This is a genomic window from Bradyrhizobium sp. AZCC 2289 (assembly GCF_036924615.1).
GTDB lineage: Bacteria > Pseudomonadota > Alphaproteobacteria > Rhizobiales > Xanthobacteraceae > Bradyrhizobium.
In genome coordinates, this window is record NZ_JAZHRY010000001.1 from 911,436 (window position 1) to 933,102 (window position 21,667).

The 21,667-nt window shown below is 63.1% G+C and carries 15 protein-coding genes and 2 pseudogenes; 5 read left to right on the forward strand and 12 right to left on the reverse strand.

Going from position 1 to position 21,667, the window contains the following annotated elements:
* Positions 1-259: 259 nt before the first annotated feature.
* On the reverse strand, positions 260-4,744 hold the full coding sequence (locus V1289_RS04670) for an Ig-like domain repeat protein (RefSeq protein WP_334395838.1): 4,485 nt from the start codon (positions 4,742-4,744) through the stop codon (positions 260-262).
* Between the two features lie 380 nt (positions 4,745-5,124).
* Between V1289_RS04670 and V1289_RS04675 the strand changes: the two genes are divergently transcribed.
* Positions 5,125-6,324 carry an adenylate/guanylate cyclase domain-containing protein gene (locus V1289_RS04675; RefSeq protein ID WP_334395839.1) on the forward strand — a complete coding sequence of 400 codons (1,200 nt, stop codon included), beginning with the start codon at positions 5,125-5,127 and terminating at the stop codon, positions 6,322-6,324.
* Positions 6,325-6,498: 174 nt separating this feature from the next.
* On the opposite strand, the gene V1289_RS04680 is transcribed toward V1289_RS04675, so the two are convergent.
* Both V1289_RS04680 and V1289_RS04685 read right to left on the reverse strand, forming a co-directional pair.
* Positions 6,499-7,038 (reverse strand): hypothetical protein, encoded by a 540-nt coding sequence (locus V1289_RS04680; protein ID WP_334395840.1) that lies wholly within the window; start codon positions 7,036-7,038, stop codon positions 6,499-6,501.
* Positions 7,039-7,301: 263 nt separating this feature from the next.
* Complete coding sequence (locus V1289_RS04685) at positions 7,302-8,267, reverse strand: ABC transporter substrate-binding protein (protein ID WP_334395841.1); 966 nt, start codon at positions 8,265-8,267, stop codon at positions 7,302-7,304.
* A 293-nt stretch (positions 8,268-8,560) separates the two neighbouring features.
* Here V1289_RS04685 and V1289_RS04690 point away from each other — a divergent pair, with 293 nt between their 5' ends.
* Positions 8,561-9,493, forward strand: a complete 933-nt coding sequence (locus V1289_RS04690; RefSeq protein WP_334395842.1) for an MBL fold metallo-hydrolase — start codon at positions 8,561-8,563, stop codon at positions 9,491-9,493.
* A gap of 60 nt (positions 9,494-9,553) precedes the next feature.
* Here the strand turns inward: V1289_RS04690 and V1289_RS04695 are convergent, their stop codons facing one another.
* From V1289_RS04695 to V1289_RS04710, 4 genes are all read right to left on the reverse strand, one after another.
* Entirely contained in the window at positions 9,554-10,864 is a 1,311-nt protein-coding gene (locus tag V1289_RS04695) for a PQQ-dependent sugar dehydrogenase (RefSeq protein WP_334395843.1), read from the reverse strand.
* A gap of 427 nt (positions 10,865-11,291) precedes the next feature.
* Positions 11,292-11,447, reverse strand: coding sequence for a hypothetical protein (locus tag V1289_RS04700; protein WP_171985732.1), 156 nt, complete (start codon positions 11,445-11,447; stop codon positions 11,292-11,294).
* Between the two features lie 205 nt (positions 11,448-11,652).
* A complete protein-coding gene (locus tag V1289_RS04705; RefSeq protein ID WP_334395844.1) occupies positions 11,653-11,835 on the reverse strand; it encodes an alpha/beta hydrolase in 183 nt (60 codons plus the stop codon).
* A 151-nt stretch (positions 11,836-11,986) separates the two neighbouring features.
* Positions 11,987-12,463, reverse strand: a complete 477-nt coding sequence (locus V1289_RS04710) for an alpha/beta fold hydrolase (protein ID WP_334407278.1) — start codon at positions 12,461-12,463, stop codon at positions 11,987-11,989.
* Between V1289_RS04710 and V1289_RS04715 the strand changes: the two genes are divergently transcribed.
* Positions 12,389-12,682, forward strand: a complete 294-nt coding sequence (locus tag V1289_RS04715) for a hypothetical protein (protein ID WP_334395845.1) — start codon at positions 12,389-12,391, stop codon at positions 12,680-12,682. The genes V1289_RS04710 and V1289_RS04715 overlap by 75 nt on opposite strands.
* 410 nt (positions 12,683-13,092) lie before the next feature.
* Here V1289_RS04715 and V1289_RS04720 read toward each other — a convergent pair.
* From V1289_RS04720 to V1289_RS04735, 4 genes and pseudogenes are all read right to left on the reverse strand, one after another.
* Positions 13,093-14,554 (reverse strand): annotated as a pseudogene (locus tag V1289_RS04720) (flavin-containing monooxygenase).
* A gap of 224 nt (positions 14,555-14,778) precedes the next feature.
* A complete protein-coding gene (gene ahcY / locus V1289_RS04725) occupies positions 14,779-16,209 on the reverse strand; it encodes an adenosylhomocysteinase (protein ID WP_334395846.1) in 1,431 nt (476 codons plus the stop codon).
* A 77-nt stretch (positions 16,210-16,286) separates the two neighbouring features.
* Complete coding sequence (gene metK, locus V1289_RS04730) at positions 16,287-17,483, reverse strand: methionine adenosyltransferase (protein ID WP_334395847.1); 1,197 nt, start codon at positions 17,481-17,483, stop codon at positions 16,287-16,289.
* A 61-nt stretch (positions 17,484-17,544) separates the two neighbouring features.
* The gene (locus V1289_RS04735) at positions 17,545-18,900 is read right to left on the reverse strand and encodes a hypothetical protein (RefSeq protein ID WP_334395848.1); all 1,356 of its coding nucleotides are present in this window, start codon (positions 18,898-18,900) and stop codon (positions 17,545-17,547) included.
* A 275-nt stretch (positions 18,901-19,175) separates the two neighbouring features.
* Here V1289_RS04735 and V1289_RS04740 point away from each other — a divergent pair.
* A pseudogene (locus V1289_RS04740) lies at positions 19,176-20,861 on the forward strand (caspase family protein).
* Positions 20,862-20,868: 7 nt separating this feature from the next.
* On the opposite strand, the gene V1289_RS04745 reads toward V1289_RS04740, so the two are convergent.
* Positions 20,869-21,153, reverse strand: a complete 285-nt coding sequence (locus tag V1289_RS04745) for a hypothetical protein (protein ID WP_334395849.1) — start codon at positions 21,151-21,153, stop codon at positions 20,869-20,871.
* Positions 21,154-21,346: 193 nt separating this feature from the next.
* On the opposite strand from V1289_RS04745, the gene sugE reads away from it, so the two are divergent.
* Positions 21,347-21,661, forward strand: coding sequence for a quaternary ammonium compound efflux SMR transporter SugE (gene sugE, locus V1289_RS04750; RefSeq protein WP_334395850.1), 315 nt, complete (start codon positions 21,347-21,349; stop codon positions 21,659-21,661).
* Positions 21,662-21,667: the final 6 nt, after the last annotated feature.

Sequence of the window (21,667 nt, forward strand, 5' to 3'; positions counted from 1 at the left end):
ATCGGCTGGAGGTTGGCGTGTGCACGAAGTGTGCACCGAGAGATCAAACTACCCAAAGAAAGCCAACTGGGCAGCGCTGAACCCACCGCCCTTCAGTGTCAGCGAGGTGTTCGAGTGTGTTGACCTGGTTCCGAGAGCCGAAATTTGGCGAGGCCAATTTTTGAATGACCGTTACGCAAAGCGGACATTCGCCAGGACACCGATGTCAGCCAAGTGCCAATGCGGACATGGGCCTTCCCGAATACGCCAACTCGCGCGTTCAGAACGGCACGGCGGCGCGGGCGCGGTAGGTCCAGATGCGGGTGTCCGATCCGATGCCGCCGAGTTCTCCGCCGACTGCAATGGTGGCGCCGCTGGCAAATCTTGCGGCAAGGCCGGCGGTCGCCCGCGCCGACCAGCCATCGAGCAAGGGCGTCGACGCCAGCGGCACTGCGCCCGCGGCCACGATCGTGGCCGCATCGTCATGGGTGAAATAATAGTCGCCGTAGAGCCCGACATAAGGCGCCAGCGCGACGGTGTCGGTCCACGCGAACGGATAGGCCAGCTTGACGCCGCCGGACGCGCGGCCGGTGGCGAAGTCGCGATCGTCCTGACGGGTGCCCAATGAGTCGGTGTAGGCGTTCTCATGTTCCCACAGCGCGTAGATTTTCGCCGACGGCTCGATGTCGAAGCCGTAGGCCTGGTAGTTACCGGTCAGTCCGCTCGACACCAGCCAGCGGCGGCCGTCGAAATTGCCCTGCGCCGTTCCCGCCGTACCGTCATAGCCGATGCCGGAATACGCCACCGCCGCATCAAAGCGAATTGACGAGCTCAGTTTCCAGCCGAGATAGGAGCCGACCGTCCAGCCATTGCCCTTCAGCTTGCCGTTGAGATCCTGCGAGGTGTAGTCGAAGGTCTCATAGCCGCCGGCGATCCCGACCAGAAACGTCGGCGTCACCTTGCGCGTCAGACCGATCAGCGCATTAACCTGCGAGCCATAGAGCAGCGACTGGCCGGTGCCTATCGTCGAGCCCCAGCGGTCGACGCCGGAACCTCGAACATCCGCCCACAACAACCATTCCTTGGGCTCACGCCCGATCAGCGGCGGTGTCTTCGTCGCCATGGTGTTGCGATTGACGGCGGCAAAGGCATCGTCAACGGCGGAAGGATTCTGCCGCGTGCGGGCATAACTATTGGCTCCGCCCTCGCCGGCGGTGCGACCGCGGTCGAACATGCCGTTCCAGCGATCGGAGAATGCGCGCTCGTGATCTGCCGCGCCGGGCTGATCCGGATCGGCCGAGAAGTTGAAGCGGAAGCCGGTGCCGCTCGGCGTCACCAGCCCGCCGCCGTCGCTGAAGCCGTCCGTGATCGCAGTGTCGATCGCGCCGGCGATCGCCTGTCCGGAGTTCTGTGCCACCACTTTGGTGACCGCGACCTGCAATTGCCGCAGTTTGATGCTGTCGGCCGGGATCGCCACCGTCTGCGTCAAGGCGCTCGACGCGCTCGCAGCAAAGCCGGTCGCGCCGCTGTAGCTCACAGTGATGCTGTGGGCCCCGGTGGCCAGCGCCGCGGTGGTGAGGGTGGCAACGCTACCCGCCAATGCGCCTGTACCGATGACGGCGCCGGCATCTTTGAAGATCACGGTGCCGGTCGGCGTGCCGCCTGCGCTCGCCACCGTCGCGGTGAAGGTGACCGGCTGTCCCGGCACGCTCGGATTGACGGACGACGTGACTGCCACCGTCGTCGCCGCCTGGCCGACGGTTTGGGTCAACACCGACGAGGTGCTGGACGCATTGTTGGGATCGCCGCCATAGGCAGCGGTGACCGCATGCGATCCGGACGTCAGCGCCGCGGTAGTGAACGTCGCGACGCCGGAGCCGTTGAGTGTTCCGGTGCCGAGCGCCGTCGCGCCGTCCTTGAAGGTCACGGTGCCGGCAGGAGTTGAGCCCGATACCGTCGCCGTGAAGGTGACGGACTGTCCCACCAGACTAGGGTTGAGCGACGACACCAGCGTCGTCGACGTGGTCGTCAAGCTGACGGTGCTGGTTGCGCTGCCGGATGTGGTCGCTGCGTTGCTGGCGCTGGCAGTGGCCGTGTTGGTGAGGGGCCCGGGCGGGGTGCCCGCCGCCACCTGCGCGACGATGGTGAAATTATAGGTGCCCGGCGCGGCAGAAGCGATCGAGCAAGTTACCGTGCCGGCGCCACCCACCGCCGGAGTCGTACAGGTCCAGGCTCCTCCCGGACCGGTCTCGCTGGCGCTGACAAAGGTGAGGCCTGCCGGCAAGGGATCCGACAGCGACGCATTGGTCGCGGTCCCCGTGCCGACTGTAAGCGCGATCGAATACGTGATGTTGCCGCCCGCCACCGTAGTTGCCGGCGATCCCGAGACCGCGACTGAAAGAGTCGGCAGACTGATCGTGTTCGTTGCGCTTGCGGATTGGGTCGCCGCATTGTCGGCCGTGGCAGTGGCCGTGTTCGTGACGGGGCCGGCCGGGGTGCTCGCCGCCACATGCGCGACGATGGTGAAGTTATACGTGCCCGGCGCGGCAGAGGCGATCGAGCAGGTCACCGTGCCGGCGGCACCCACGGCCGGCGTCGTACAGGTCCAGGCGCCGCCCGGGCCGGTCTCGGCGGCGCTTACAAAGGTGAGGCCTGCCGGCAAGGGATCCGACAGCGCTGCATTGGTCGCCGTTCCTGTGCTGACGGTGAGCGCGATTGAATAGGTGATGTCGTTTCCGGGCACCACGGACGCAGGCGATCCCGACGCGGCAACCGCAAGGACCGGCGTCGGCGCCGCGACAATCAGGCTGAAACTCGCCGTCGCGGTCCCGCTGTTGGCGTCGGTCACCGTCACCGTGTAGGTCGTGGCCGAACTCGTCACGTTCGGCGTGCCGGTGATCGCCCCGGTACCCGCCGCCATGCTCAGACCCGCCGGCAGGCCCGGCGAGACGCTGTAGGCGAGTGGCGCTGTGCCGCCGGAGCCGGTGACCGGGGTGAAGGGTGTCGCCGCGACATTGACCGTCAGTATCGTCGAGGCGATCGCCTGGGTCGCCGTGACGACACCGTTGACCTTCAGGCTGAAGGTCGCCGTCGCCGTCGCACTGTTGGCATCCGTCACCGTCACCGTGTAGGTCGTCGCCGAGCTCGCCACGGTGGGCGTGCCGGTGATGGCGCCGGTGCCCGACGCCATGCTCAGACCCGTCGGCAGGCCCGGCGATACGCTGTAGCTCAATGGGCTGGCGCCACCGGACCCGGTGACCGGCGTGAAGGCTGTCGCCGCGTGATTCTGCGTCAACATCATCGAAGCGATCGCCTGGGTTGCCGTCGGCGGCGACGCAACGGGCGTGACCGAATTGGACGCCGCGGAGGCGCTGCCGGTCCCAATGCCATTGGTTGCCGTCACCCTGAACGTATAGGCCGTGCCGTTGCTCAGCCCTGTCACCGTTATCGGCGAAGAACTGCCCGCGGCGGTCGCGCCGCCGGGCGACGACGTCACCGTATAACCGGTGATCGCCGCTCCGCCGTCGGACGCCGGCGCGGTGAAGCTCACCTGTGCCTGGGCATTGCCGGCTGTTGCGGTGCCGATCGCCGGCGCACCTGGCACGGTCGCGTTGATGCTGAGCGAGATGGTCCCGCTGGTGAAGGAGGCGTGGGTGGCCGTGCTGCTGTCGGTGCCGGTCACCGTGAAGGTGAAGTTGCCGGCGGCGGTCGGCGTGCCGGTGATTGCGCCGCTGCTGGCGAGGCTCAGGCCGCCCGGCAGCGATCCGGTCGCGAGCGCGAAACCATAAGGCGCCTGACCGCCGCTCGCGTTTAGCGACTGGCTATAGACGCTCCCGACCGTACCCGCCGCCAAGGTCGCCGGAGAGACTACGATCGTCGGCGCCGAGACGGTGATCGAGACGGTGGCCGGCGCGGACGTGCCGGTGCCGTTGGTCGCGGTGTAGGTGAAGCTGTCCGTGCCGAAAAAGCCGGTCGCCGGCGTATAGGAAATGGTGGTGCCGGATGCCGTCGCCGTCCCGTGCGCGGCCGCCGTGGCGACCGCCACCGAGGTGGGCGCGCCGCCGCCGAGATTTAGCGTGATGCCGTTGCTGGAGCTGTCGTAGGCGACCGTGGCGCTGACCGCCCCGGCCACGACCGGCGTGACATAGGTATACTTGTCGTTTCCGCTGATGGCGCTGGTGCCGCCGGCCGTCGTCACCCTGACATCCACGGTACCGGCGCTTCTGGCCGGCGCGGTCGCGGTGACGGTTGTATCGTTGACGACGGTAACGTTGGTGGCTGCGGCGCCCCCGACCGTGACGCCCGTCGCGCCGGTGAGGGCTGTCCCGGTGATCGTCAGCGACGTGCCGCCGGCCGTCGAGCCGCTGGTCGGGCTGACCGAAGACACGCTCGGCGCAATCGCGGCGATCGTGATGGTGACGGCGACGGTAGAATCGCCTGGAGAAAGGTCGGTCGCCGAGATCGAGAAACTGTCGGTCCCGGCGGCGCCCGCAGCCGGCGTGTATGTGATCTGGTTATCACCGGGTTGAGTGCCGCCGTCCGTGCCACTGGGCGTACTCGTCCAACTGCCCAACGGGCTCGAGCCGTTCGTCGTAGCGATAAGGCCGAAGTTGAGACAGGAGTCGGCAGCAAGGCCGCTCGGCGAACCGCCGAAATACAAGATGTTGGCGCCGCTATTCTCGTTTATCGTCGCGGTAAACGTGCAATTGAGCGCCCAGGCGGCATGCGGCGCGAGCCAGAGCGCCAAAAGCAAAAAGACGAACAAAAATTTCGAACTTAGGCCGCGTATCCATCTCGAATCCCAATTCGGGATAACGAAATGCCCCTTCCCCGCGCTTGCCACTTCCAAATTCCCAACCGCACCTGTGCTGTACACCTACGGCGACTTTGTCCGCGAGTAAATCATGCAGCATTATGTCTCAGGCGCCCGCCGAGAAAATCCATCAGGTGTGTCTTTCCGGAGACTCAACCAAAAGTCTGGTCCGCATCGAAACAAGATCACGAAGAGGGATCGCTTCGGGTCAAAAGCCGCCTTTTGACCACCCGATGCGCGCAAGCAGATTGCGGCGGACTCCGTTGACGCCGCCGGGCGGAGACACGACATATCCCAAACCGTCGATCGAGGTCACTGCCCAGGAGCACGATATGGACGCGCCGCGAAACATCGATCCCGTCACCGCACATTCTGACAGAGACGTTGTGCACTGGCTGACAAACGGCACGCGCGATGAGCGCTTCATTGACAATATTTTCGCTGAACTGTGCGTCCGGCTCCAGCGATCGGGCATTCCCATCAAGCGGGCGTCGCTGCATATTCTGATCCACCACCCGCAATGGCTTGGCGCGCGGATGATGTGGGCGGACGGGATGCGCGAGGCCGAGATTGCCAGAGTCGACTACGATGTCAGGGAGCGATCCGAATACATAAACAGTCCCGCCAACGAAATCCATGACGGCGCCACCGAGGTTCGCGAGAATCTCGAACGCGATCCCTCGCTGGGCCGCAAGCACGCCGTCTATGACGAGATGCGGGCGAAGGGCCTGACCGACTATGTGGCGTGGCCGCTGTACCATACGCTCGGCAAGCGGCATCTCGTGACCTTTGCAACCGACCGGCCGGGAGGTTTCGACGACGCGCATATCGCCGGCCTGTTGAAACTGTTGCCGGCTCTGGCGCTGGTCAGCGAAATCCGCGTCAAGAACCGGCTGGCGCGAACGCTGCTCGAAACCTATGTCGGATCGCACGCCGGCGAACTCATTCTGGCCGGCGCCACCAGGCGCGGAAGCGGGACGACGGTACGCGCCGCCATCATGATCTGCGACCTGCGTGATTTCACCCGGATCTCCGACAACTGGCCGCGCGATGACGTCATCGATCTCTTGAACGGCTATTTCGACGCGATGTCGGAGCCGATTGCGCGACATGGCGGGGAAATACTGAAATTCATCGGCGACGGCCTGCTCGCCATTTTTCCGCTCAGCCAGCCAAAGGCCTGCGCAAACCTGCTGCATGCCGTGGCCGAAGCCCGTCAGGCCATGGTTGCCCTGAACGAAAAGAACGGCGAAACCGGTCGTGCGCCGCTGAATTACGGCATCGGCGTCCATGTCGGAGACGTCATGTACGGCAATATCGGGTCGCGCACCCGGCTCGACTTCACCGTCATCGGTCCGGCGGTCAACATGGCCTCGCGTCTCGAAACCCTCACCAAACAATTGGGCAGAACGGTGCTGCTGTCCCGCGCGTTCGCCGACTTCGTCGAAAGCGATTTCGATCTCGAACGCGTCGGCGAATATCCGGTGCGCGGCTTCAACGACCCAATCGAGCTGTTTGCGTATCACGGCTGAAACATTGGATTGGGGAACGACGGCTCCCCCCTTTGCGGAGCTGCCGACCAAGCCGGGGCCAGATCATTTTCCAGATGAAAAGCGGATCAGTTTCCTTCGATCCGGCATTGCCGTGTGCAAGACCCAGTGCCGATATGCAAATCACCACCGGCGTTCATTCAATTTCAGCGCGCGTTAGCGGCGACCGCCAAAGACAAACGGAGTAGCGCCAGGCAGCGCCAGCGAATTGATGTCGCTGTCGAGGTGTCCCGACTGTTGGGAGTAGCCGAACCCGAGTGACAGGCTGACATTCGACGCCGGCTGGAATTCGACGCCCGCATGCGCGCTATAGCCGGGCAGCGTGGTGGACGTGGAGTCGAAGGGGGCAAAAGGGCCACCGATGCCGGAATTGTATTTCAAGGTGTCGAAACCGGCATAGACCGTGAGGGGCGACCCGGCCACGTTTTGGAAGTTGTAGCCGAACTGCACGCCTTCGTAATAAAGCGAGCGGCCGAACGTTCCGTACTGGCTGATGCCGTTCATGCTCAAGCCGGTGCCGCCGCCTTCGCCGCCGACGAACCAGCCGTTCGGAAAATTGTAGCGCATATAGGAAAAGCGGCCGCCTCGGGCGCCGCCGCCGTCAAAGCTCGGAAAATTGCCGTAAGTGTTCGCGCCCGGGTCGACACCCGGGTCGCCGCCGAAGCCGATCGGCCAGCCTGGGAGCCAATATGTCACCGGGGCGGCCTGAGCGTGAGCGGTTCGCCCGCCCAGACAGAGCGCCACAAGTACGAATGCGAGACCTGATCTGCCTGAGAAAATGGACATCCGCGCCACCACCAAGTGTCCTGAAACTATACGCTCCAGACATCAAAAACGCCAGTGCGGCGCCGCTGGCCGTCGTATCGCCAAAGACGGCAGGATAGCCCGTTTTTCGTGAGGGCTCCATTCGCGTAGTAGTGCGAAACTCTGCTGGATTCCAATTTCGGAACTAGCAGCGCTCATTCGATAACCTCGTCGGCGCGGATCATGATCGTTGGCGGCACCGTGAAGTTCGAGGCCTTGGCCGTCTTGAGATTGACGACAAGCTCAAACTTTGTCGGCTGCTCGACCGGGATGTCGGCCGGCTTCGCGCCTTTGAGAATGAGGTCGACAATCTCCGCGCCGCGCCGCCATTGCGCGCCATGGTCGGTGCCGTAGGACATAAGACCGCCCGCCTCGGCGAATTCGCGATAACCGTAGACAGCAGGCAAACGCAGGCGGGAGGCGACCGCGGTAATCTCGCTTCGCTGACTTAGCGTGAGGGGGTCCTCGAAGATCACAAGGCCGCCGGCTCCCGCGACCATGCTGGCCTCGAGCTGTGGTGTGATCTCCTCGGGCGAGCGCACCTCGAAGGCCCGGAGCTCGACCTTCGCTAGATGCGCCGCGGACTCGAGTTCCCTGTAAGCGAGGGCCGCGTAGGGCGTGCCCGGATTTAGGACCGCGGCAAACAGCGAGGCGGCAGGGACGATCTCGCGCAACAGCTGAAGCCGGCCGCCCTGCAGGCCAGCGGCCAGGTCCGACAATCCGGTGACGTTGCCGCCGGGCCGCGCGAGGCTTGCGACGACCCCCGCCCCGACGGGATCGCCGACCGCCATGAATACAACCGGGATGCCGTCTCCGGCTGCCTTGCCCGCCTTGGCCGCGACCGTTCCAAATCCGGTGACAAGCACATCGGGCTTCATCCGAACGAGGTCGGATGCAAGATCTGACAAGAGTTCCGGCCGGCCTTCCGCGGAGCGATAGACAAAGTGCAGGTTCTGTCCGTCGACATAACCAAGCTGATCGAGACGGCGCAAAAAATTTGGCACGAAGTTGCGATCCTCGCCGGGAAGCAAGGCGAGGTAAGCGATGGTGAATGATTTCCCTTTTTGAGCGCCAGCCCTGTGCGCGATGCCGAGGAGTGCGGCACCGGCCAGTATTTTCATCAACGACCGCCGGTCCGTCATGCGAGCCCTATCGCCCCCAAGTCCATCCAGCTTAAGCGCGCAGGGCGCATCAGCGTAGCGCAATCCGCCATTCATCGACGATAATAGGTGGTTATGCCTTTTGCTGCCACACCTGAAAGGCCTCGGTTCCTCCTGCAGGGTACGCCCGTAACGGGCGGCGGTCACATCTGCCCGAGCATCTCACGCTTCCGCCTCACAATCCGTTGTCTTGACGCCAAGCAAGACGTGCCCGATGTTTTTAAATGATATTCATCATTTAAAAGAGGGTTGGTATGAAGCGTCGCGATGTGATGAAACTGGCGTCTCTGGTCATGCTTCCCATGATGCTGCGCGCAGCAACGGCAAGTTCGGATCTCAAGACGCCTGCGTTGAGGTACAAGGTATTTACTGCCACTCGTCCCGGCCTGAACCGTGATCTGCCGCCCGGTAAGGAGTCCCTGATGTGGGTCGCCAATTCGGCGACGCTGATCTACGGAGAACGGGATGCGGTTCTCGTCGACAGTTTCCTTACGGTGGACCAGTCCAGGGGTTTGGCCGACGCGATCGTTGCGAGCGGAAAGACGTTGAAGGCGATTTATGTCACGCATGCGCATGGCGATCACTTTTTTGGGATAAAGGTCTTGCAGGACCGGTTCCCGGACGTGAAAGCACTGGCGACGCCTGAGGTCGTCGCCAGGATGAAGCTTCAGATCACGCCGGCGCAATTGAATGGCCGATGGCGCAAGCTGTTCCCAAATCAAATTTCAGACGTGATTTCCATCGCGGATCCGCTGGACGGCGATGAGATTGATTTGGAAGGAAGCAAACTGGTCGTTGCAAGAGTTGGGCATACGGACACCGACGATACGACGTGTCTTCACGTTCCATCCATCGGATTGGTCGTCGCCGGCGATGCCGTCTATAACGGCATTCATCCATTCCTTAACGAATCGAACCGACAAACCCGGCTGCAATGGATTGCCGCGCTCGACAAAATCGACGCTCTGAAACCGTCAGCGGTTGTTGCGGGACACAAGATTCCCAGCAACGACGACAGTCCGCAAACTGTGGAACAAACGCGCCAGTACATCCGCGACTTCATTCGGTTGAATGACGCGACGAGGACTGTCCGGGAGCTCTATGACAAGATGCTGGAGCTTTATCCCGATCGTGCCAATCCTGGTTCGCTGTGGGGTTCTGCCACTGCTGCCAAGGCGGAGTCGTAATGCGTTGGCGGAAACCGCCGACACGCCTGCTTTCTCCGGCCTAAGCCGCCACGGGCTCGCTCAGCCCTGCCGCTCGCCCGTGACGCGCCAGATCACGTCGCCGACATCGTCCGCGACCAGGAGGGAGCCGTCGGGACCGAGCGTTACCCCGACCGGTCGTCCATAGGACTCCCGCTCGTCCGGTGCGAGAAATCCCGACAGAATATCTCGCGGCGGACCTGCCGGGCGTCCGTTCACGAACGGCACGAATACGACCTTGTAGCCGCTCAGCGTGCTGCGGTTCCAGGAGCCGTGCTGCCCGATCGCCATGCCGTCGGGAAAGCCCGGAAGCGTGCCGGCCGGCATCCAGCACAGGCCGAGCGAGGCGGTGTGCCCGCCGAGCGCGTAGTCCGGCGTGATCGCCTTGGCGACCGCGGCCGGATCCTGCGGCACGCGATCGTCCACCGTCTGGCCCCAGTAGCAATAGGGCCAGCCGTAGAAGCCGCCTGATCGGACCGACGTCAGATAGTCCGGCGGTGTCTCGTCGCCGAGGCCGTCGCGCTCGTTGACCACCGTCCAGAGCACGCCGGTTTGAGGCTCCCATGCCAGTCCCACCGGGTTGCGCAGGCCGCCGGCAAAGATGCGGCTGCTGCCATCGGCGAGATCGAGCTCGTAGATCGCGGCCCGGCCTTCCTCGACCGCCATGCCGCTCTCGGCGATGTTGCTGAGCGAGCCGACCCCGGCATAGAGCTTCTTGCCGTCGGGGCTCGGCAGCAGGCTCCTCGTCCAGTGCCCGGAAGGCTTGAAGGTGGTGAGTTTCTTCCCCGGCGCGGTGATGCGGTCGGCGCCCGCCGCATACGGGAAGGCCACCACGCCGTCGGTGTTGCCGACATAGAAGGTGTCGCCCACGAGCGCCATGCCGAACGGCTGGCTCAATCCCTCCATGAAAATCCCGCGCTGCTCGGCAACGCCGTCACCGTCAGGGTCGCGCAACAGGGTGATGCGGTTCGCGCTTTCGCCGAGCGCGGAGGCGCGTCGCATCGTCGCCTGCATCGCGTAGCTGAACACGCTTCGGATCGGTCCGGCGACCTGATTGGACTCGGCAATGAGGACGTCGCCATTGGGCAGCACGTTGATCCAGCGCGGATGTTTCAGGCCAGTCGCAAACGCATTGACCTTGAGCCCCGGCGCCGCCACCGGCTTCTGCCCGTCGCTCCACCCCCTCGCCGTCGGCATCTTGAGCGTCGGGATCGCGCCCTGCGGTTTCGCCGCCGGCACCACCGGCGCGCTGCCCCAGGCCGGCTCGGGCGCTGCGCCCTGCAGCCGGCGCCACAGCAGCGCGGCAGCGCCGATGATCGCGACTATTCGCGCAAAAATTCCGGAAAAGCTCATGTCATTCCTCTCTTGATCGCGCGCACACTATCCGACACCAACGCGCGTTGAAAACCTTATCGTGGAGTACGTGCCCGCCGGCAGATGGGCGAACGTGGCCCGACGGGCAAATCACAAAAAGCTGTCCAGCCCTGTTTCAAAAGATATTTCGCTTAACCCGTCGGACTCGCCCGATTCCCGCCCGAGCGAGCAGCGTTTCGCGATCGTCACGAACCTAGGGCGCGATGCGATGGACGCGGCGGCGTCGGCGCGCCATGGTGATGGCGGGGCGACTCCTCTTGGAGCCCGTGGGCGATCGACCGGCGCACAGACGAATGGCGCTGATTCCGCCTTTAGCGAAGGCGGCAAGCCGGGCGACGACAACCGTAGCTGTTTGAAAACTGAATCAGGAAATCCGGCGAGCAGCGAGCAGCGAGCGAGCGGCCGCTCAGTTCCGCGCCATCGCCTGCAGGCCCTTGAAGGTCAGGCGCTTGGGGTCCTTGACGCCGGCAAGATAGAGCCTGCGGATGAAGGCAACGACCGCCTCGCGGTCGCAATCGGTCAACGCGACCACGGCGTCGACGGCAATTCGCTGGGCGTCCATGGGCTTCCTCGTGCTGTCGGCAGCCTCAAGCCTCACAACCTCAAGCCCTGCAGCGTAGGCGGCGCCGGTTAATCCGGCGTTAACCTTCCGACTACCTTCGCCGATTCGAAGGGAGCCACGAATACGCGAAACAACGCATAGGGCCATCGGACGCAGGCGCCGAACGGCCGCCACACCGGCCGTTCAAGCACCCGCAATGGCGCGGTCAATAACCGGCGACGTCGATCACGGCCTGCGCAAAAGCCTGCGGGGCTTCCTGCGGCAGATTGTGCCCGATACCGCCGCTGATGAGCCGGTGCGCATATTTGCCGGTGAATTGTTTGGCATAGGAAGCGGGCTCCGGATGTGGCGCACCATTGGCATCGCCTTCAAGGGTAATGGTTGGCACCGCGATGACAGGCGCAGCCGCAAGCCGCTTTTCCAGATCGGCATATTTCGTCTCGCCTTCGGCAAGACCCTGCCGCCAGCGATAATTATGGATCGTGATGCCGACATGATCGGGATTGTCGAGGGCAGCCGCGCTGCGATCGAAGGTGGCGTCATCGAAGCCCCATTTCGGCGAAGCGATCTGCCAGATCAGCTTGGCAAAATCGTGCCGGTATTTTTCGTAGCCGGCGCGGCCGCGTTTCGGTGGCGAAATAGAACTGGTACCACCACTGCAGCTCAGCTTTTGGCGGCAGCGGCATCTTGCCGGTTTCCTGGCTGCCGATCAAATAGCCGCTCACCGAGACAAGCGCTTTGCAGCGTTCCGGCCAGAGCGCCGCCATGATGTCGGCCGTGCGCGCTCCCCAATCGAAGCCCGCGACGATGGCTTTCTCGATCCTGAGCGCGTCCATCAAGGCGATGGCATCGACCGCGATCGCCGATGGCTGGCCATTGCGGAAGCTATCGCCGGAAAGAAAGCGCGTGGTGCCATAGCCGCGCAGATAGGGGACGATCACGTGGTAACCCGCCGACGCCAGCAGCGGCGCGACGTCGACAAAACTGTAAATGTCGTAGGGCCAGCCGTGAAGGATGACGGCGGGACCATCGGCGGGGCCGGCCTCGGCGTAACCGACATTCAGGAGGCCGGCATCAATCTGCTTCAGCGGGCGAACGATGTGCTGGTGCCCGGTTTGATCGCGGCCGCGGCAGCCGGTTTTCCGGTGCTGGATTGCGCGGCCGCGGATCCCGTGCTGATGAACTGGGCCGCGGCGATGGAGCCGGCCGCGATGCCAAAAAAGCGGCGGCGCTGATGATCAATTTGTTCGGACGTGGTGATCGGCTGCATTTGAAGCTCCCTGGTTTGATGACCGGATTGGAAATATGTTGCCCCCGCTGCGATTGCCTGCCCGATAACGATGGGCGGACAGAGTGGTTCAATCCAATCCGGCCGAAGTCATTTATATCGTATGCGATTTATTCACATGCGATTGTTATCGGCCAGACCGGCTCCGAATGTCAATCCTTCCGATTTAATCGGATGCGATATATATGGGTGCGAGACTTCACATCATCGTGTGATTGCCCGTCGCCAAGGCCTCCGGCTCGACGCGGAAGATTTTTCAAAGATGCAAAAGGGCGCCGTGACGCTTCGCGACAATCTCATCCGGACCGCGCACGACGAGCCCTGAACGAGGTCAGCGGCGCGGACGCGCCCTGCCCGTCACGAATACTGCATCACGCCGTCATCGACCTTGCCGTAGCGCAGCGTGACGATGTCGAGCGCGTAATTCTGGTAGAGCCGCCACGGCCGTTTCGAGCCTTGCTTCGGCAACTTCGCGATCGAACGTTGCACATAGCCGGACGAGAAATCCAGCGACGGCAGTTCCGAGATCGTGGGATCGAGATTATGCGGCACGCATTGCCTGTAGCCGTGCCGGTTCATGTAGTTGATCAGGCGGAAGACATACTCGCAGGTGAGGTCGCATTTCAGCGTCCACGACGCGTTGGTGTAGCCGAACGCGGAAGCCATGTTCGGTACGTCCGAATACATCATGCCCTTGTAGTTCAGCGTTTTCGCAAAATCGACCTGGCGGCCGTCGACGCTGACCTCGAGCCCGCCGAGCACCTGCAGGTTCAGGCCGGTGGCGGTGACGATGATGTCGGCCTCGAGTTCGCCGCCGTCCTTCAGCTTGATGCCGTTTGTTCGTGAAGGTGTCGATCTCGTTGGTGACGACGGAGGCGCGCTTGTCCTTGATCGACCTGAACAGGTCGCCATAGGGCACCAGGCACAGCCGCTGATCCCAGGGATTGTAACGCGGCGTAAAATGCGTGGCGATGTCGTAGTCCGGCCCGAGCGCCATTTTGACGCCGCCCAGGATCAGCTGCTTGACGCGCTCGGGCTTGCGCCTGGAGAGCTGGAAGAAATACATGCCGAACAGCACGTTGCGCCAGCGGATCAGATGATAGGCGAGTTTGGCGGACAGATTGCGCCGCAGTTTGTTGGCGAGCGCATCCTCCGCCGGCCGCGCCACCACATAGGTCGGCGAACGCTGCAGCATGGTGACATGGGCCGCGGTCTTGGCCATCTCCGGCACCAGCGTCACCGCGGTCGCGCCCGAGCCGATCACGACCACGCGCTTGCCGGCATAGTCGAGTTGTTCCGGCCATTTCTGCGGGTGCACGATGCGGCCGGCGAAATCCGCGGTGCCGGCGAACTCCGGCGTATAGCCTTCCTCGTATTTGTAATAGCCCGAGCACATGAACAGGAAATGGCAGGTGAAGCGCACGATCTCGCTACCGCCCTCGCCGACCCGGCGTTCAGCCTCGACCGTCCAGCGTGCATCCTGCGACGACCACGACGCGCGTTTGACGCGGTGGTTGAAGCGGATCTTCTTGTCGATGCCGTTGTCGGATGCGGTCTCGCGAACATAGTTCAGGATCCGCGGCCCGTCAGCGATCGCCTTCGCCTCGGTCCACGGCTTGAACGAATAGCCGAGCGTGAACATGTCCGAGTCGGAGCGGATGCCGGGATAGCGGAACAGATCCCAGGTCCCGCCGATGCAATCGCGGCCCTCGAGGATGGCGTAGCTCTTGCCGGGGCACTTTTCCTGCAAATGATAGCCCGCGCCAATGCCGGACAGGCCGGCGCCGACGATCAGGACGTCGAAATGTTCGGTTGCCATCGCGGTCTCCCCGGGACGGGCCTCTCGGGTGCCCTGTCACGACCAGTTAGGCAGCAAGCCGGCGAAAAGCAACAAATGAAAGGCCCCGGATCGCTCCGGGGCCTATGATATCTACCACCGTCATTCCGGGGCGCGAGTGAAACTCGCGAACCCGGAATCCAGAGGTCGTCGTACGAGATTCCGGGTTCGCGCTCGCGCGCGCCCCGGAATGACGATTTCAACAATCAATAGCGGTAATGATCCGACTTGAACGGGCCTTCCGGCTTGACGCCGATATAGTCGGCCTGGTCCTTGCGCAGCTCGGTCAGCTTGACGCCGATCTTGGCGAGATGCAGCCGCGCTACCTTCTCGTCCAGCGACTTCGGCAGCACGTAGACCTTCTTCTCGTATTGGCCGTTCTTGTTGTTGGCCCAGAGTTCGATCTGCGCCAGCGTCTGGTTGGTGAACGACGCCGACATCACGAAGGACGGATGGCCCATGGCGTTGCCGAGGTTCACGAGGCGGCCCTCCGACAACAGGATGATGCGGTGCTTGTCGGGGAATTCGATCTCGTCGACCTGCGGCTTGACGTTGGTCCATTTCAGGTTGCGTAACCCTGCGATCTGGATCTCGTTGTCGAAGTGGCCGATGTTGCAGACGATGGCGCGATCCTTCATCGCGCGCATGTGCTCGATGGTGATGATGTCCTTGTTGCCGGTGGCGGTGACGAAGATGTCGGCACGAGGTGCCGCATCTTCCATGGTCACGACTTCATAGCCTTCCATCGCCGCCTGCAGCGCGCAGATCGGATCGACTTCGGAGACCATGACGCGGCAACCGGCCTGGCGCAGCGACGCCGCCGAACCCTTGCCGACGTCGCCAAAACCCGCGACCATCGCCACCTTGCCCGACATCATCACGTCGGTGCCGCGGCGAATGCCGTCGACCAGCGATTCACGGCAGCCATAGAGGTTGTCGAATTTCGATTTGGTCACGCTGTCGTTGACGTTGATCGCCGGGAACAACAGCTTGCCTTCCTTTTCCATCTGATAGAGCCGATGCACGCCCGTCGTGGTCTCTTCGGAGACGCCCTTGATGTTTTTCGCGATCTCGGCGAACCAGCCCTTCGGCTTTTCCTTCAGCAGCTTCTTGATCAGCGCGAAGAAGACTTCCTCTTCTTCCGAGCCCGGCTTGTCGAGGAATTTCACGTCGCCCTGCTCGGCGCGCAGGCCGTGATGCACCAGCATGGTGGCATCGCCGCCGTCGTCGAGGATCATGTTGGGCGTGCCGCCGCCGTGCCAGTCGAACAGCTTTGCGGTGTAGTCCCAATATTCAGTCAGCGTTTCGCCCTTGACCGCGAACACCGGAATGCCGGCGGCGGCGATCGCCGCTGCCGCGTGATCCTGCGTCGAATAGATGTTGCAGGAGACCCAGCGGATGTCGGCGCCGAGGGCTGCGAGCGTCTCGATCAGGACCGCGGTCTGGATCGTCATGTGCAGCGAGCCCGCGATGCGCGCGCCCTTCAGGGGCTGCTTCGGGCCATATTCCTCGCGCGTCGCCATCAGGCCAGGCATCTCGGTCTCGGCCAGCGAGATTTCCTTGCGGCCGAACTCGGCGAGCGACATGTCCTTGACGATGTAGTCGGTGAAGGCGGGCTTCTTGGCGGCGGCGGTCATGTGGTTGATCCCTTAAAAAAGCATATTCCGAAAAGCGCTGGTGCTTTCCGGAATACGCAAGACAATTACGGAGAAAGTCAGACGGCGCGCTTCAGCGTCTCGGCGAGATCGGTCTTTTCCCACGAGAAGCCGCCCTCATTATCCGGCGTGCGGCCGAAATGTCCGTAGGACGAGGTTCGCGCATAGATCGGCCGGTTGAGGTCGAGATGCTTGCGGATGCCGCGTGGGGTGAGGTCCATCGCCTCGGCCACAACTTTCTCGAGCTTTTCCTCGGATACCTTTCCGGTACCGTGGGTATCGATATAGATCGACAGCGGCCGCGCCACGCCGATGGCGTAGGCAAGCTGCAGCGTGCAGCGGTCGGCGAGACCGGCGGCAACGACGTTCTTGGCGACATAGCGCGCGGCATAGGCGGCCGAACGGTCGACCTTGGTCGGGTCCTTGCCGGAGAACGCGCCACCGCCATGGGGAGCCGCGCCGCCATAGGTGTCGACGATGATCTTGCGGCCGGTAAGGCCTGCGTCGCCGTCGGGACCGCCGATGAAGAATTTGCCGGTGGGGTTGACGTGCCAGATGGTCTTGCCGTTGATCCAGTCCTTGGGCAGCGCCTCGCGCACATAGGGTTCGACGCGTTCGCGGACCTGCTCCGAGGTCATGTCTTCGATCAGATGCTGATGCGAGACCACGATCTCGCGCACGCCGACCGGCTTGCCGTTTTCATATTGCACCGTGACCTGGCTCTTGGAGTCCGGGCCCAGTACCTTCTCCATGCCGGAGTGACGGGCTTCCGAGATCAGCCGCAAAATCTTGTGGGCATAGAAGATCGGCGCCGGCATCATATCCGGCGTCTCGTTGGTGGCGTAACCGAACATAATGCCCTGGTCGCCTGCGCCTTCTTCCTTGTTGGTACCGGGCTGCAGCGCGTCGACGCCTTGCGCGATATCGGCGGATTGGGGATGCAGCAGGATCTCGATATCGCAGGTGTTCCAGTGAAAGCCTTCCTGCTCGTAGCCGATGTCCTTGATGGCCGCGCGCACCACGCTTTCGATCTGGTCGTTGGTGACGGATTTGGGACCGCGGGTTTCGCCGGCGATCACCACCTTGTTGGTGGTGGCAAGCGTTTCGCACGCCGCGCGGATCGCCCAGGGATCAATCCCCGCCTTCGGACCTTCGCGGAAAAACAGATCGACGATCTCGTCGGAAATGCGGTCGCAGACCTTGTCCGGATGGCCTTCGGAGACCGACTCTGAGGTGAACAGATAAGACGCGCGCATCAACAAAACCCCTTGTTTCCGCCCGACGTCGGCGGCTCTCTTTGTGAACTATCCCGGAATGTCAGTCGCGACGACGCGAAATGACGTAGGATTCGTCGTAAAACCAAAGCCCGTTATGCTTGCGCAGAACCTCTCTGGTGGCATCGAGGGTCCGGCTGCTTTCTGTCATTTCCGTCAACCGGTCGTCTTCGATCTGGGCGACATACACTGCCGCATTCCACGCTGCAAAGGCTGTCGAGGTTCCGATCGAGCCGGTGACCTCGTTGGGCAGCGCTTCCATATCATAACGGAAGATGGAACGGTTATCGGCATAGGCATTAAAGTTAAGGTCGCGCCCGGCCGATCCGAGCTCGTATTTCACCGCGCGCAATAGCTCATGACGGCTCACGGCGAAAGGATTTTCTCCGGGCCACACCGCCTGGATGATTTCGAGCCCCGGATCCTGCCCGTGGGAGTGAATTCCAATCAAACGGCCCCCGGCCCGCAACGCCCGCGCGAGCGGCGCAATAATGCGCTTGGCACGGAAATTCACAGAGGATTTGGCCCGGTAGGGCTGGGAAGCGATCACAAGATCGAAATTGGCCTCGGAACGGCCCGCCCGCGGGATGATCGAATCAAGCAGGAACCGGTGATCCTCCCGGTACAGCACCAGCGCCACCGGGCGTTCATAGATCGGCATGCCCGAGCGCGGGCTGACATTGGCCCGCCAGTTCTGCTCAAGAAATGGGCCGAGTTCCGCGATCTGGGTCTCGAAATCGCCGGAAGACGCTCCCCGGAGCCCGACTTCGTGCCAGATCATGCCCGCCGCGGCCGCAGGCGAAGCCGGGGTCAGCCAGGGCGCCTCGGCATAGTACATATTGGTCAGCACAAAGACGGTCGCCGGATGCTCGAACAGCCGGTCCGGCACCTTGTCGAGCGTGAGCCGGACGTCCTCCAGGCTGAGCTCCTTGCCGGCGATATAGAACGGCATATGGGGAAAGCGGCCATGCATCGTCCGCATGACGCGCGCCAGCACCGTGCCGTCGCCGACGCCGGCGTCGAACACCCGCAGCGCCGGCGGCCGGGGGTGAAGGCTGGAGAGTTCCAGCCCCACCCGTTCGGCGATCACCCGCTTTTCGCTGCAGGTGTGGACGAACAGCAGGTATTTCTGGCGGTTCTCGAAAAAGCGGAAATTGCCCCTGGGGTCGCGCTTTTCCGGCGGCACCTGGAGGCCGCGCGGCGGCGGCAGCCCGCCCGGCGTGGACGCCGCGATATAGGCCTGGATCAGGTCCAGCGTGTCGATGGTGATGCGCTTGCCCTCGCGCAAGCGATGCACCAGCTTGCCGTCGTTGACGGCGCGGCGGCCAAACGTCGTCTCCGCCATGTCGGCCTGGCGGCAGAATTCGGAGATCTGGCTCAGGATCTGGTCGTTTTTCATCGGGCCGGGTTTTGGGAAGCGCTGGTGGGCAGCGGCGGATCGCCTGCGTGTCCTACCATCATCTGCCCAACGGGGAAATGAACCCGTGCTCGTCCACACGCAACAAAACCGGGGATGCCCCTTTCCGTCATTGCGAGCCACCGGGTCGGCGCGAAGCGCCGCCCGACGATAAACTCCGCGAAGCAATCCATCGCGCGACGAAAAGAAAGTATGGATTGCTTCGTCGCTTACGCTCCTCGCAATGACGGCTCAACCTACCTACCGAGGTCTGTTTGATGCGCCGACCGATCCTGATGCTGACCTTGCTCGCCGCCGCGCTGTGGGCGGCGCCCGCTTTCGCCCAATCCAACGCCCAGCTCGGGCCGCTCTGCACCAGCGAAGGCACGCCGGCCGATGCGCAGATCGCGGCCTGCAACAAGATCATCGCGCTGAAGGTGTTTTCCGGCGAGAAGCTGGCGACGATCTATTTCTGGCGGGCGGTGGGCTGGAACAAGAAGGGCAATTACGCGCAGGTGATCGCGGACGCGACCGAAGCGATCCGCCTCAAGCCCGATGTCGCGCTCTACAATCTGCGCGGCTCCGCCTATTACGACAAGGGCGAATACGACATCGCGATCGCGGACTTCAACGACGCGCTGCGGATGGGATCGCCTGGCGGCATCGTCTATCACAACCGCGGCAATGCCTATCGCGCCAGGGGCGACTACGCAAAAGCGATCGCCGATTACGATGCCGCGATCAAATTCGATCCGAAGGAAGCCTATTCCTGGCAAAACCGCGGCGCGTCGAAACAGGCGCTCGGCGATCTCGACGGCGCGCTGGCCGATATCAACGAAGCGATCCGTCTCAATCCGGCATTGCCCTCGCCCTTGATCAACCGCGCGGTGATCTGGCGCGCCAAGGGCGACCTCGACCACGCCATCACTGATAGCACCGAGGCGATCCGGCTGGCGAAAGCGCGCGCGCCCGTCAACGTGATGACGCCGCCCGGCAGCGTGCTGATATCGGCCACCAGCGAGCGCGGCCTCGCCTATGAGGCCAAGGGCGACTACGACCACGCCAGGCAGGATTACGCCGCAACGCTCGAAGGCATCGCCTCCGACGCCGGAAGCAACGCCAACCAGGCCACCGCAAAAGTCCGTCTCTCGCTACTGCAGGAAGCGGCGCCGCCGCCGCGGACACCCATTTCGACGCCTGCGCCGGCCGGCGCATCAGGCCCGGCTTCACCGTAAGCGGCGACCGGCCGGCGTGTCGCGCTGGTGATCGGCAACGGCGCCTACACGCATGTCAGGGCGCTGCCCAATCCGCCCAACGACGCGCATTCGGTCGCCAAAAGCCTGCGCGACATCGGCTTTGCCGTCTCGGAAGGCATCGACCTCGACCGCAGCGCGATGCAGAAAACCATCCGCGATTTTCTGCTGGAGGCGGCGCGGTCGCAGGTCGCTGTGGTCTATTACGCCGGCCATGGCGTGCAGATCGACGGCCGCAACTATCTGGTGCCGGTCGACATTCAGTTTCAGGCGGGTAGCCGCATGACCGATGCCATGGTCGACATGGATACGATCATGGCCGGCCTCGACGATCAGCTCCGCACCAATATCTTGATCCTCGATGCCTGCCGCAACAATCCGATGGCGCCGCAAATTGCGTCCGCCGGCGCCAACCGCGGCATCGAAGCCGGATCGGGATTGGCAGCACCAACGACGCTGGGCGCCGGTTCGACGCTCGGTGCCGGCACGCTGATCGCGTTCGCGACCGCGCCCGGACAAGTCGCACTCGACGGTGAAGGCGCCAACAGTCCGTTCTCGGCGGCACTCTCGCGCCACATCGGCACGCCCGGGCTCGAGGTGCAGCAAATGCTGACACGGGTGCGCGCCGAAGTCGTCGCGACGACGAAGAGCAAACAGGTGCCGTGGTCGAACTCGTCGCTGCTGGGCGAGGTTTATCTGGCGGAGAAGTGAGGCGGCCCTACTCCTCCATGCGCTGCGCGGCGAAGGTGCCGTTCGGCTGATGAAAGATCAGTTCATCGACGGTCATCCCCTCGCCGCGAAATTCGACGACGAAGCCCTCCAGCTCGACGATGCGAAACCTTCTCCCCTGCTCGGGCGCGAGGCGATAGGCCGGCCGGTAGTCTGACTTCAGCACAAGGCAGCCTTCGCTATCCAGCGTGACGCGCTGGCTTATCGCGCCGAGCTTGAAGTGGCCGACCCATCGCGCGCGGAACGCGGTAAATTCAAAGACGTTGGCGGACATCCGCCTTGGTGCGCATTACGGACTCAGGTTGGACATCGCGCCTGGTCCGAAAAGTGCCATTCCGTGGGTCTCCCAGTGCACTGCGAAGTAGGCTACAGACCCCCTGAGCGCGATGTGCAAAAACGGCAAGGAACGTGGGAGATGAACTGAGATGAGCAAACATTTTGAGCAAACATTTTAAGGAGAATCTCCCATGGCTTGGCTCTTCCTGCTCGTTGCTGGCCTGTGCGAAATCGCCTGGGCGATCGGCCTCAAATACACGGAAGGATTCTCGCGCCTGTTACCCGTGATCGGCACAGTCGCAGCCATGGTGGCCAGTATTGGATTCCTCGGCGTGGCCCTTAAGTCGCTGCCGGTCGGTACGGCCTATGCGGTGTGGACGGGCATTGGCACTATCGGCACCACGATGCTCGGTATCTATCTTTTCAATGAACCCGCGACGCTGCTTAGGCTTGCCTGTATCGGCCTCATTCTCTCGGGCATCATCGGACTGAAAATCACCGCATAGTCCGTG

Bases quoted from the DNA above. Each gene is read 5' to 3' on its own strand.
- V1289_RS04675 (WP_334395839.1), top strand. From the start codon at position 5,125: ATGGACGCGCCGCGAAACATCGATCCCGTCACCGCACATTCTGACAGA.
- V1289_RS04685 (WP_334395841.1), bottom strand. From the start codon at position 8,267: ATGAAAATACTGGCCGGTGCCGCACTCCTCGGCATCGCGCACAGGGCT.
- V1289_RS04690 (WP_334395842.1), top strand. From the start codon at position 8,561: ATGAAGCGTCGCGATGTGATGAAACTGGCGTCTCTGGTCATGCTTCCC.
- V1289_RS04695 (WP_334395843.1), bottom strand. From the start codon at position 10,864: ATGAGCTTTTCCGGAATTTTTGCGCGAATAGTCGCGATCATCGGCGCT.
- V1289_RS04700 (WP_171985732.1), bottom strand. From the start codon at position 11,447: ATGGACGCCCAGCGAATTGCCGTCGACGCCGTGGTCGCGTTGACCGAT.
- ahcY (WP_334395846.1), bottom strand. From the start codon at position 16,209: ATGACCGCCGCCGCCAAGAAGCCCGCCTTCACCGACTACATCGTCAAG.
- metK (WP_334395847.1), bottom strand. From the start codon at position 17,483: ATGCGCGCGTCTTATCTGTTCACCTCAGAGTCGGTCTCCGAAGGCCAT.
- V1289_RS04735 (WP_334395848.1), bottom strand. From the start codon at position 18,900: ATGAAAAACGACCAGATCCTGAGCCAGATCTCCGAATTCTGCCGCCAG.
- V1289_RS04745 (WP_334395849.1), bottom strand. From the start codon at position 21,153: ATGTCCGCCAACGTCTTTGAATTTACCGCGTTCCGCGCGCGATGGGTC.
- sugE (WP_334395850.1), top strand. From the start codon at position 21,347: ATGGCTTGGCTCTTCCTGCTCGTTGCTGGCCTGTGCGAAATCGCCTGG.